Here is a 12,745-nt window from a genome sequence, read left to right on the forward strand (position 1 = left end):
CGAAAGATAAGAAAAATGGCTGCAATTGCAGCCATTTTTATGGACAAAACTCACCTTTAGGCCGAGTTAAGCCTTAGAAGCCACTTTTTCATGACGCTCTGTTCGAATAGCAATTTCACCCTCTTTGACATCCACGTAAGCCACACCACCCGACTCTAAGGCACCAAATAAAATCTCATCCGCTAATGGACGTTTGATCAATTCGGTCACGACCCGAGCCATTGGACGCGCGCCCATGTTCTTATCGTAGCCTTTCTCGGCGAGTAAGGTTCTGGCTTCGTCGCTGACGTCCAAGATGACGTGTTTTGCATCCAACTGAGCCTGTAATTCCACCAAGAATTTATCGACCACTTTGGCAATAATCGTCATATCCAAATGGTTGAACCAAATGATGGAATCGAGACGATTTCGAAATTCTGGCGAAAATACTCGATTAATTTCAGATAACGCATCTTGGGTATGATCTTGCTGGGTAAAGCCAATCGACTTACGAATAGTCTCCTGTACCCCCGCGTTAGTGGTCATCACCAAAGTCACGTGTCTGAAGTCAGCCTTACGACCATTATTATCGGTCAAAGTGCCGTGGTCCATCACCTGCAACAGCAAGTTATAGACATCACGGTGGGCCTTCTCAATTTCATCCAATAGCACGACACAGTGCGGATTCTTAATCACAGCATCGGTCAGCAATCCACCTTGGTCATAACCCACATAACCTGGAGGTGCCCCAATTAAGCGTGACACTGTGTGGCTTTCCATGTACTCCGACATATCAAAGCGCACCAGTTTCATCCCTAAACAGGTAGCCAGTTGATTGGTAACCTCGGTTTTACCTACACCGGTGGGACCGGCGAATAAGAAACTGCCGACAGGTTTTTTATCTGTGCCCAAACCACTTCGCGATAAACGAATGGCTGAGCTTAAGGTCTCAATGGCTTTATCTTGACCAAAGACCACCATCTTAAGGTTACGCTCAAGATTACGCAGTAAGTCCTTATCTGTGGCAGATACTGACTTCTCAGGGATGCGCGCCATTTTAGCTACAATGGACTCAATTTCGGCTTGGCCAATGGTCTTTTTACGCTTGCTCATAGGCAACATCACCATACGAGCCCCCGCTTCATCGATCACATCGATAGCTTTATCGGGTAAATGTCTGTCATTAATGTGCTTGGCCGATAATACTGCAGCGCTGCTAATCGCGGCCTGAGTATAACGAACGCCATGATATTCTTCGTATTTAGACTTAAGCCCCATCAAAATCTTAGTGGTTTCTTCCACTGAAGGCTCATTAATATCCACCTTTTGGAAACGACGTGCCAGCGCACGGTCTTTCTCAAAAATACTTTGATATTCTTGGAAAGTCGTCGAGCCCATGCAGCGCAAATTACCGCTAGATAGCAAAGGTTTCAGTAGATTAGAGGCATCCATTACGCCGCCAGAGGCCGCGCCCGCACCGATAATGGTATGGATCTCATCGATGAATAGGATGGCATGCTTATCCGCCGCCAGTTCTTTTAACAGGTTCTTAAAGCGTTTTTCAAAGTCGCCGCGATACTTAGTGCCTGCAAGCAATGAACCTAAATCCAAGGAATATACCGTGGCTTCAAGCATTACATCGGGCACTTGTTTATTCACAATCCGATACGCCAGCCCTTCGGCAATCGCCGTTTTCCCCACACCCGCCTCACCCACTAACAGTGGATTATTTTTACGGCGACGGCACAGGGTTTGAATCGCGCGCTCAATTTCCTGATCGCGGCCAATCAGTGGATCAATAATCCCTTGCTTTGCAAGTTGGTTTAAGTTGGCCGCAAATTGCGACAACATGCTGCGTTCTTCACTGCCTTCACTTTGATCTTCTATGCGTTCTTGATCTTGATGTGACTCAGCATCATCATTTTTGGCGAAACCATGGGAAATAAAATTCACTACGTCTAGGCGACTAATATCACAACGGCGCAGTAAATATACAGCTTGAGATTCTTGCTCACTGAAAATGGCGACTAACACATTAGCGCCGTTCACTTCATTGCGGCCCGATGACTGCACATGGAATACTGCCCGTTGCAGCACTCGCTGGAACCCAAGCGTCGGCTGAGTTTCTTTGTCATCATCAATATCGGCAATGATTGGGGTTGTTTGTTGGATAAAGCTTGCCACTTCATCTCTGAGTTTATCTAGATTCGCTCCACAGGCGATTAACGCTTCTTGAGCCGCTGGATTGTCGATGAGGGCTAATAACAGATGTTCCACTGTCATATACTCGTGACGCGCGTCTCTGGCTTGCTGAAACGCCAGATTTAAGGTGACTTCCAGATCTTTGTTCAGCATAAGCACCCCCAAAATTAACAACAGACTACAGAGTAAAGCGGTTTTATGCTTTCTCTAACGAACACAGTAACGGATGTTGGTTTTGTCTTGCAAATTGATTTACTTGTATCACCTTAGTTTCTGCAATCCCAAACGGGAAAATACCGCAAATCCCTTTTCCTTGGTGATGGATCGTCAACATGATATCGGTCGCTTCCTGCTCGTTCTTGCGAAAGAAAACCTGCAAAACTTCAATCACAAAATCCATTGGAGTGTAGTCATCATTATTGAGGATCACCTTATACATTGATGGTGGCATCAACTCTGACTCTACACGTTCTTCAACGTGTTCAATATTTCCTGTCTTACCCATTTTTTAATACTAGCCTCTCGTGTTGGCCTCTTCCAATTGATATGTTCAAATTAATCAGTTGTTGCCCCTTTGTTAATTTTAGCTTGACTTCCGCATTTACTCCTTACATTCTGTAGTTCAGACGGTGAGCGAAACCCGTCTATACAGGTTTTACTATCTTACTGGTAAGTAGACAACAGAAGGAAGTGGAAGTATGGCAAGCGGAACTGTTAAATGGTTCAACAACGCCAAAGGATTCGGGTTTATTTGCCCTGATCAAGGTGGTGAGGACGTTTTTGCACACTATTCTACCATTGAAATGGAAGGCTATAGAACTCTAAAAGCAGGCCAACCCGTTCAATTTGAAGTAGAGCAAGGTCCAAAAGGGATGCACGCTTCAGCCATTTCACCAACAAAATAACGTTTGGTGAGGCCAATGATCTAAAAGGCAGGGACTTGTCCCTGCCTTTTTATTGCTGCGTGTTTCATAAATTCTCACCACTTAATGCTGCATCGCTCATCATCATTTCGCATGAATTTAATTCAAGTTCAATCACCGCACATCACCCATTGCATCCCAGCAAAAAGATTTGATCATCGATCTCGGCAGCAAATTTAGGGTATAAAAAAGGATCTGCAATGCAGATCCTTTTTTAAATCAGTCTAATGACTTACAAATTCACATCAGCTTAGATGGCCCACACTGACGCGCACACCATCTAAAAGTGATAACTAGCGAAATTAAGCAATCAACAGTTTGTTTAACGTCTCACTTGGGCGCATGGCTTTTTCAGCCTTAGCCGCATCTAAACGGTAATAACCGCCTAAATCGACAGGCGCACCTTGTGCATTTGCTAATTCAGCCACAATGACTGGCTCATTCGCAGCCAGCGCATGCGCCAAAGGAATAAAGTGTGCTTGTAGTTGCTCATCGCCCGTTTGCGCTGCTAAGGCTTGTGCCCAGTACATGGCTAAGTAGAAATGGCTGCCACGGTTATCCAGCTCACCGACTCTTCTTGATGGCGATTTGTTGCTATCTAAGAATTGGCCAATGGCTTGATCTAAGGTATCTGCCAATACTTGGGCTTTTGGATTGCCCACGGTTTGGCTTAAATGCTCTAAAGATGCCGCCAGAGCCAAGAATTCACCGAGCGAATCCCAACGTAAGTGACCTTCTTTCTCAAGCTGTTGCACGTGTTTAGGTGCACTACCGCCCGCACCTGTTTCAAATAGACCGCCGCCGTTCATTAATGGAACAATTGACAGCATTTTGGCACTGGTGCCTAGCTCGAGGATGGGGAACAAGTCAGTCAGGTAGTCACGTAAAACGTTACCCGTAACTGAAATCGTATCTTTGCCTTCTTTGATGCGAGCCAAAGAGAAACGCGTTGCCTCTTCAGGAGACATAATGCTGATCTCTAAGCCATCAGTATCATGCTCTGGCAGATACTGCTGCACTTTAGCAATGATTTGTGCATCGTGGGCACGTTTGCTATCTAACCAAAATACCGCAGGAGTATTGCTTAAACGGGCACGGCGCACGGCCAGTTTGACCCAATCACGGATAGGTGCGTCTTTAACTTGACACATTCTCCAGATATCGCCCGCTTCCACGTTATGGCTCATCAATACCTTACCGCTGGCATCAACAACGTTGACCACACCGTCAGCAGGAATTTCAAACGTCTTGTCGTGGCTACCATATTCTTCCGCTTTTTGCGCCATCAAGCCCACGTTGGGCACACTGCCCATGGTTTTAGGATCGAAAGCGCCGTGCTCTTTACAAAAAGCAATCGTTTCTTGGTAGATACCGGCATAGCAACGATCTGGGATCATGGCTTTAGTGTCATGCAGTTGACCGTCTGGTCCCCACATTTGGCCAGATGAACGAATCGCAGCAGGCATAGACGCATCGATAATGATGTCGCTTGGCACGTGTAAATTGGTGATACCTTTATCAGAATCGACCATAGCCAATGCAGGGCGTGCAGCATAAACGGCGGCGATATCGGCTTCGACTTCTGCACGGGTATCTGCTGGCAAAGTCGCGATTTTGGCATAAACATCCCCAAAACCGTTGTTAACATCTACGCCTAATTCAGCGAAAAGCGCCGCATGTTTGTCAAATACTGGCTTAAAGAATACCTTCACTACGTGACCAAACATAATAGGATCAGACACTTTCATCATAGTGGCTTTGAGATGCAGCGATAACAGCACATCTTCAGCTTTAGCGTTTTCGATTTCACGCTCATAGAAGCTCACTAAGGCTTTTTTACTCAATACCGCAGCATCGATAATTTCGCCAGCCAGCAGCTTAAGACCCGACTTGAGCACCACTTCTTGACCATCTTTTTGGGTCAGCACGATATTCACGCTGCCCGCATCAGATAAAGTGACAGACTGCTCGCTGCCGTAGAAATCGCCGTCAGTCATGTGAGCCACATGTGACTTGGAATCTTTGGCCCATTTCCCCATGGAATGCGGGTTTTTCTTGGCGAAGTTTTTCACCGATAATGGGGCGCGGCGATCTGAGTTACCTTCACGCAGTACTGGGTTTACCGCACTGCCTTTGATCTTGTCGTAACGGGTTTTAATTGACTTTTCAGCGTCGGTTTTTGGCTCATCCGGATAATTAGGAATGTCGTAACCTTTTTGTTGCAGTTCAAGGATACAGGCTTTTAATTGTGGAATTGAAGCACTGATATTCGGTAACTTGATGATGTTCGCTTCTGGCTGATTCGCTAACTCGCCAAGCTCTGTCAGATGGTCGCCAATCTTTTGTGCTTCGGTCAGTTGCTCAGGGAAACTGGCAATAATACGGCCCGATAACGAGATATCACGGGTTTCAACCGCAACACCCGCGGCGTCGGTAAACGTTCTGATAATAGGTAAGAGTGAGAGGGTGGCCAGTGCTGGCGCTTCGTCTGTTTCAGTGTAAATAATTGTTGATGAGTTATCTTTCATGTTACATCCTACATTATTGTAAAATTTAATATTTTTTATAATAATTTTATAGCATGGCAAACAAATCTGAGCACAGGGAAAATATCAATCAAGGCAATCGACCACGCCCTCACCTTTAAAATTCTCAATGCCCTTCTGTCTTTGCGCGCAAGCTAAAATTTGTTACAACGACTCATTAAAACCTAATAAACATTTAGGCACAGATCACATTTTCTGGCCGACATCATAGAGCATTCGCAATAATATTCAAATTCCACTAACGGCGAATGCCAAGTACACTATGACCACATTAACGACTCAATCAAGTCAGGTAAGCGTGTCTCAACCTCCTGTTAGCAAAAGTATGACCAAAAACAAGTTTCCACCTAAAGGTGCCAATTCCAGCACCAGTTCCCCAGCCAAGAGCCCGATTAAACCCGCGAAGCACGCCAGCAGAGGCCCTGCCAACCGCGCTACTGCCGTAGATAGCAAAGTGACGCCAGCACGAAATGCCAATGGCAGTTTAAAGAAAGAACCCTTTAAAAATCCTAATCGACGCGCAATTGCGGCAGCAAAACCAGTGCAGAGCCAAACGCTCGCACCGATTATTGTACTGTTTAATAAGCCTTTTGATGTACTTTGCCAGTTTACCGATGAACAAGGTCGCAAAACCCTAAAAGACTATATCCCGATTGCTGATGTGTATGCCGCTGGCCGCTTAGACAGAGACAGTGAGGGCTTATTGCTGCTAACTAATGACGGTCAATTACAGGCAAGGCTGACAGAGCCGAAAAAGAAAACCTTTAAAACCTATTGGGTGCAAGTAGAAGGCGTTCCGACAGAAGATGCCCTGACAAAACTGCGCCAAGGTGTTGAATTAAATGATGGTATAACGCTACCAGCTAAAGTCAAAATTATGGATTCACCCGATATTTGGCCACGTAATCCACCGGTAAGAGAGCGCAAAAATATCCCAACAACTTGGCTAGAAATCCAAATACATGAAGGTCGTAACCGCCAAGTCAGACGCATGACAGCGCATATCGGTTTTCCGACCTTAAGATTAATCCGTTATAAAATAGGCCAATGGAGTCTAGATAATTTGCCATCGGGTGAGCACAAATGCATTCGTCTCGGTGATGAAGTCTAAATTTCAGCCAAGTTTCTGCGTTCAACACCACTAAAAAGTGGCACCATGTCCACTCAAAGGAGGTACCATGAGTCAACGATATAAACCCAATGTGACCGTCGCTTGTATTATCCATGCGACTTCACAGGACAAATATCTGATGGTAGAAGAGTGGATTGAAGGCGAGCAACGCTTTAATCAACCCGCAGGTCACTTAGAAGCGAATGAAAGCTTGATCCAAGCCTGTGAGCGCGAAGTGTTTGAAGAAACGGGGTTATCACTCAAAGCCCAAGGGCTCGTCGGCATCTATCAATTTAGCGCCAGTGAAGACTTAGCCTTTGTGCGCTTTACTTTTTTCGTGCAGTTAGATGATATGCCCTCACCTGCGCCGCAGGATAAAGCGATCCACAGTGCGCACTGGCTGAGTTTTGCACAGATAGAAGCCAAGCTATCTTTACTGCGCAGTCCCTTAGTGCTCGATTGCCTCAAAGACTATCGACGCCACCTGCAGCAGAGCTCGGTTTATCCCCTAGACTTACTCAATAGCGTTCGTCTCACGATAGCCCCAAAGAGCAAGGCGTGATAGAATACGCCGCCGCGTAAATCCGCAATGAGTTAGCTTAGGATGTTCAGGAAATTAGGCTACCATTCGAGCCATTTACACGCTCTCCTTGCGGGGAAAATCGTTTACGCAATATACAAATTTTAAGCTAGGTCATATTACTACTTGGGTGATGCGCAATTCCCTACCTCAAGTGCCTAGCCAACACACATACTCAATGGTTTTTAGGATTTATGACATCAATCGAACCCACTCATACAGGAAAAAAAGTCATTGTCGGCATGTCCGGCGGTGTAGATTCATCTGTTTCAGCCTATTTGCTTATGCAGCAAGGCTATCAGGTTGAAGGCCTTTTCATGAAGAACTGGGAAGAAGATGACAACAACGAGTACTGCGCCGCCGCTGAAGATTTAAAAGATGCCCAAGCCGTGTGCGACAAGCTCGGGATCAAGCTACACACAGTCAACTTTGCTGCTGAATATTGGGACAATGTATTTGAGTATTTCCTCGCCGAATACAAAGCGGGCCGCACGCCAAATCCCGATATTATGTGCAACAAAGAAATCAAGTTTAAGGCATTTTTAGAATTTGCCGATGAAATCCTCGACGCCGATTACATCGCCATGGGCCACTATGTTCGCCGTCGCGACAATAGCGACGGCAGTACGCAAATGCTCCGCGGCGTTGATGGCAATAAAGATCAAAGTTATTTCCTCTACACCTTAAGCCACGAGCAAGTGGCACGTAGCCTGTTCCCTGTCGGTGAGCTTGAAAAACATCAAGTGCGTGAAATAGCGAAAGAAATGGGCTTAATCACCCATGATAAAAAAGACAGCACCGGTATCTGCTTTATCGGTGAGCGCAAATTTACTGAATTTCTAAGGACTTATTTACCGGCGCAGCCTGGCAATATCGAAACACCAGAAGGTGAAGTCATAGGCACGCACCAAGGACTCATGTACCACACCTTAGGCCAACGTAAAGGCTTAGGCATTGGCGGCATGAAAAACAGCAATGACGATCCTTGGTATGTGGTCGATAAAGATCTTGAGCGTAACGTATTGATTGTGGGTCAAGGCGGACACCATCCCCGTTTGATGTCGACCGGCATGACAGTTAACCAACTGCATTGGGTGGATAGAACTGGCCCTGTCGATGGTTGTCATATCACCGTCAAAACCCGTTATCGCCAACAAGATGTGCCTTGCACATTAACCTACACAGATGAACACACCTTGCGTGTGGTCTTCGATGAACCTGTAGCGGCGGTGACGCCTGGACAGTCTGCGGTATTTTATGATGGTGAAGTCTGCCTAGGTGGCGGCATTATCGATCAATTAATCCGAGGGTAAAGCGTGAACGAGCAACTCATTAATCGGACTATGGCGTTTGCAGGCATACTGCAAGCCATTGCCCAAGTTCAACATTTAGCGCGCCATGGCGAATTGGATAATGCCGAACTCGCGGCAAGCTTAAACACCATTCTCGTCACCAATCCTGACAATACGGCCGATGTTTACCCGGACAAAATCGTATTGCAAAAAGGCTATAAGCTGATCCTGAATCAGCTCGGTGACAGCAGCCAAAAAGATGTTGAAATTACCCGTTATTTAGTAGGCGTGCTTGCGCTTGAGCGTAAACTCGTGCGCTCTAACAGTGGCTTAGGCATGTTGGCTGAACGTATTAATCAAGTGAATCGCCAGCTACATCATTTTGCCATCACAGATGAGCAAGTCGTTGCCAATCTTGCCAGCATTTACAGTGACATCATCAGTAATTTAGGGCCCAAAATCCAAATATCGGGTAATCCCGTGTGTTTGCAGCGCCCTATCGTACAACATAAAATTCGTGCTCTGTTGCTTGCCGCTATACGCAGCGCAGTACTGTGGCGTCAGTTGGGCGGTAAACGTCGACACTTAGTCTTCGCCCGCAAAGCCATAGTCGATACAGCCAAGAAAAGTCTTACCCTATAATAAAATTAGCGTTCATCAAGGAGCTACACATGGATCTTTCCGCACTAACTGCTATCTCTCCGGTAGACGGCCGTTATGGTAGTAAAACCGCGTCATTGAGAGGGATTTTCAGCGAGTTCGGTCTTACCAAGTACCGTGTTCAGGTTGAAATCAATTGGTTAAAACTGTTAGCCGATTGCCCAGAAATCATCGAAGTACCACCGCTAAGCGAGTCAGCTATCGCCGTGCTCGATGGCATTAAAGACAATTTCAACGAACAAGATGCGCTGCGTGTTAAGGCTATCGAAAGCACCACTAACCACGATGTGAAAGCGGTTGAATACTTCATCAAAGAAAAAATCGCGGGCAATGCCGAATTAGCTGCTGTGGGTGAGTTTGTTCACTTTGCTTGTACTTCCGAAGATATCAACAACTTAAGCCATGGTTTAATGTTGACAGAAGCCCGTGAGCAAGTCTTACTGCCCTACTGCAACGAGTTGCTGACGGCAATTAAAAAGCTGGCGATTGAATATCGCTCTGTGCCATTAATGTCACGTACCCATGGCCAACCCGCGTCACCTTCGACGCTCGGTAAAGAAATGGCGAACGTCGCAGTGCGCCTTGAACGTCAAATCAAACAAATCGCCAATGTTGAAATCATGGGCAAACTGAACGGTGCCGTAGGTAACTACAATGCTCACCTGTCAGCCTATCCAGAAGTTAATTGGCATGAACTGTCTGAGCGTTTTGTAACAAGCCTTGGCCTTAACTGGAATGCCTACACGACGCAAATCGAGCCACACGATTACATTGCCGAATTGTTTGATGCGGTTGCCCGTTTCAACACTGTGCTGATTGACTTTGACCGTGATATTTGGGGTTACATCGCCCTAGGTCACTTCAAACAACGCACTATCGCCGGTGAAATCGGTTCATCGACTATGCCGCACAAAGTTAACCCCATCGATTTTGAAAATTCTGAAGGTAACTTAGGTATCGCTAACGCACTGATGCAACACTTAGCCTCTAAGCTACCAGTTTCAAGATGGCAACGTGACTTAACTGACTCGACTGTACTGCGTAACTTAGGTGTAGGTATTGCCCATGCATTGATCGCGTATCAAGCGACCTTAAAAGGCATCAGCAAGTTAGAAGTTAACGAAGCACATCTGCGTGATGAGTTAGATCACAACTGGGAAGTGTTAGCAGAACCCGTACAAACGGTAATGCGTCGTTATGGCATTGAAAAGCCATACGAAAAATTAAAAGAACTGACGCGCGGTAAACGTATCGACGCGCAGCAACTGTCAGTGTTTATTGACGGACTTGAATTACCAGACTCAGTGAAAGCTGAACTGAAGAAAATGACGCCAGCCAATTACATTGGTCGCGCCGAAACGTTTGTCGACGAACTGAAGTAAGTTATTAATTAAAATTGGCGATTAACTAATAGTAAGCTATTGACTGAAATTAGTTATTAACTGAAGTTGGCGACGGACAAGACTCTTTCTTAAACAGAAATAAGGATTAAGGCGACCCACATCACCGCGATGTGGTCGCCTTTTTTAACACTATGTATACACTCAATCTCGATATCGCCCAGTTTCTTAGTGAATACTGGCAAAAGAAACCCCTGTTGATCAAAAAAGCATTTCCGCAGTTTGAAGATCCAATCAGCGCCGACGAACTAGCAGGCCTTGCCTGTGAAGAAGAAATCTCTTCACGCATCGTCGTCACCAAAGACAATGATTGGGAAGTAGTGCAAGGTCCGTTTGAAGATTACGACTGCTATGGCGAAACCCATTGACAGTTATTAGTGCAAGCCGTCAACCATTGGTATCCTGATTCGCAGCCATTAGTTGAAGCGCTGCGCTTTTTACCTGACTGGCGCTTCGATGACTTGATGGCCTCATTTGCCACCCCAAGTGGCGGTGTTGGGCCTCACGTCGATAACTACGATGTGTTTATCATTCAAGGCGAAGGTGAGCGTCGCTGGACTGTGGGTGACAATACTCCGCAACAACGCCGCGGTGGCAATCCAAACTCACCGCTGGTTGAAGACTTCACACCCATTATCGATGTAGTGTTAGAAAAAGGCGACATGCTTTATATTCCACCTGGTTTCCCACATTGCGGCGAAACCCTAACTGTGGCAATGAGTTACTCGATTGGTTTCCGCGCTCCTAGCCAGCAAGAATTGGTCAGTGAAGTCGCCGATTATTTGCTCGACAATAACTTAGGTCAGCAGCGTTTCACCTCGCAAACTGAGCCGAGTTCAGCCGGTATCGTCAGCCAAGATCATCAAGTGGGCATAATGTCACTATTGAGTCAGTTGAGCCAAGATCCCAATAGCTACCAAATCGTGTTAGGTAAGTTGCTCAGTCAAAACCGTTTCGAGCTTGATTTGTGTGAAGGCGAAGAAGCTTACAACATAGAAGATTTGCAAGATGCCTTCGCCCAAGGTGCTGGCGTCAGCCGTATCGGCGGTTTGAAAGTATTGCGCCTTGAAAATGACGCCACGCCGCGATTATTCATCAATGGTGATGTACACGAACTGCCCCAAACACCAGCGGATGTTATCGCACAGTTGAGCGATAACGTCAGCTTAAACGCCGATGAAGCGACTGAAATATGTCAGTATGAAGAAGTCCAAGCCTTACTGTTGAAACTCATCAATCAAGGTTTCTATTACTTGAGCGACAGCGAAGAATAGGCCCTATCGACTTTGTTCGATAACCTTGTTCTTAATATAAAGCCTAAATAAAACATCAACATAAAAAAGGCACTCAATTGAGTGCCTTTTTATTATTTATGCCGTTATTTTGAGCAATCAACATAATTGACTGTATTAACTCAATACTATCTAAATACAATCCTCAGCTCATTTGAGTTTAAGCATTCCACAGTTTATCGTCATTGTGCATACGATATAAACTTTCGGCACGCGATACTAATAGTTGAGCAAATTTAGCCTGAGTCGCATCACGGGTGGCCCCCGAACGCACTAAGTTTTCCGCCTGCATTTGCCACATCATAGAGAAATGACGCACGGCATCACGGGCCGTCGCCGCCACTTTCACATCGACAAAATCCGACGGTAAATCCCCTGACATCACCCAATAGGTTTTGTTGCTTGGACGCTTTGATTCCATCTTCCAAATCGCCATATAAGGCGCAAGATAACGGCTTTCATCGGCGAGGACTTTGCTTGGGATCACGCCTTTTTCTGCGAGAAAACGATTGGCTTTTTGAAATTGAGTTCTGACCCACTCTTGACGTAGCTTTTCTATTTCTTCAGCTGATAAATTTTGTTGAGTCTGGTCGACAGCTTGTTCAGTCATACTTCCGTCCTATCTTATTGTTATAACGCGAGCCTGATTCTTGGGATCAGTGCGCGATTCATTCTATTCGTTACGTTAAATTCAGTACAATCCATTTTTAATCGCAAAGCTTACGTTTACGTAAAGTGGAAAGCTAAATTGCCACAAATA

10 protein-coding genes and 1 pseudogene are annotated in these 12,745 nt (G+C 45.8%); 7 read left to right on the plus strand and 4 right to left on the minus strand.

Going from position 1 to position 12,745, the window contains the following annotated elements; translation table 11 throughout:
* Positions 1–66: 66 nt before the first annotated feature.
* On the minus strand, positions 67–2,334 hold the full coding sequence (gene clpA, locus JEZ96_RS10845; RefSeq protein ID WP_011919431.1) for an ATP-dependent Clp protease ATP-binding subunit ClpA: 2,268 nt from the start codon (positions 2,332–2,334) through the stop codon (positions 67–69).
* 43 nt (positions 2,335–2,377) lie between these two features.
* The gene (gene clpS / locus JEZ96_RS10850) at positions 2,378–2,686 is read right to left on the minus strand and encodes an ATP-dependent Clp protease adapter ClpS (protein WP_011789114.1); all 309 of its coding nucleotides are present in this window, start codon (positions 2,684–2,686) and stop codon (positions 2,378–2,380) included.
* Between the two features lie 193 nt (positions 2,687–2,879).
* Here clpS and cspD point away from each other — a divergent pair, with 193 nt between their 5' ends.
* Positions 2,880–3,086 carry a cold shock domain-containing protein CspD gene (gene cspD / locus JEZ96_RS10855; RefSeq protein WP_011072576.1) on the plus strand — a complete coding sequence of 69 codons (207 nt, stop codon included), beginning with the start codon at positions 2,880–2,882 and terminating at the stop codon, positions 3,084–3,086.
* A 320-nt stretch (positions 3,087–3,406) separates the two neighbouring features.
* Here cspD and JEZ96_RS10860 read toward each other — a convergent pair whose 3' ends face one another.
* Positions 3,407–5,632: an NADP-dependent isocitrate dehydrogenase gene (locus JEZ96_RS10860; RefSeq protein WP_025007801.1), complete on the minus strand. Its 2,226-nt coding sequence runs from the start codon at positions 5,630–5,632 to the stop codon at positions 3,407–3,409.
* A 343-nt stretch (positions 5,633–5,975) separates the two neighbouring features.
* Between JEZ96_RS10860 and rluE the strand changes: the two genes are divergently transcribed.
* The 6 genes and pseudogenes from rluE (at position 5,976) to JEZ96_RS10890 (ending at position 11,967) form a co-directional block, all read left to right on the plus strand.
* Positions 5,976–6,761, plus strand: coding sequence for a 23S rRNA pseudouridine(2457) synthase RluE (gene rluE, locus JEZ96_RS10865; protein ID WP_164837999.1), 786 nt, complete (start codon positions 5,976–5,978; stop codon positions 6,759–6,761).
* Between the two features lie 67 nt (positions 6,762–6,828).
* Positions 6,829–7,323: an NUDIX hydrolase gene (locus tag JEZ96_RS10870; RefSeq protein ID WP_011919432.1), complete on the plus strand. Its 495-nt coding sequence runs from the start codon at positions 6,829–6,831 to the stop codon at positions 7,321–7,323.
* A gap of 212 nt (positions 7,324–7,535) precedes the next feature.
* A complete protein-coding gene (gene mnmA, locus JEZ96_RS10875) occupies positions 7,536–8,654 on the plus strand; it encodes a tRNA 2-thiouridine(34) synthase MnmA (protein WP_011919433.1) in 1,119 nt (372 codons plus the stop codon).
* A 3-nt stretch (positions 8,655–8,657) separates the two neighbouring features.
* Positions 8,658–9,275, plus strand: coding sequence for a high frequency lysogenization protein HflD (gene hflD, locus JEZ96_RS10880; protein WP_011789109.1), 618 nt, complete (start codon positions 8,658–8,660; stop codon positions 9,273–9,275).
* A gap of 29 nt (positions 9,276–9,304) precedes the next feature.
* Complete coding sequence (purB, locus tag JEZ96_RS10885; protein WP_011789108.1) at positions 9,305–10,675, plus strand: adenylosuccinate lyase; 1,371 nt, start codon at positions 9,305–9,307, stop codon at positions 10,673–10,675.
* A 152-nt stretch (positions 10,676–10,827) separates the two neighbouring features.
* A pseudogene (locus JEZ96_RS10890) lies at positions 10,828–11,967 on the plus strand (ribosomal protein uL16 3-hydroxylase).
* 178 nt (positions 11,968–12,145) lie between these two features.
* Here JEZ96_RS10890 and JEZ96_RS10895 read toward each other — a convergent pair.
* Complete coding sequence (locus JEZ96_RS10895) at positions 12,146–12,595, minus strand: DUF4826 family protein (RefSeq protein ID WP_011789106.1); 450 nt, start codon at positions 12,593–12,595, stop codon at positions 12,146–12,148.
* Between the last annotated feature and the right edge of the window lie 150 nt (positions 12,596–12,745).

Source organism: Shewanella putrefaciens, assembly GCF_016406325.1.
GTDB lineage: Bacteria > Pseudomonadota > Gammaproteobacteria > Enterobacterales > Shewanellaceae > Shewanella > Shewanella putrefaciens.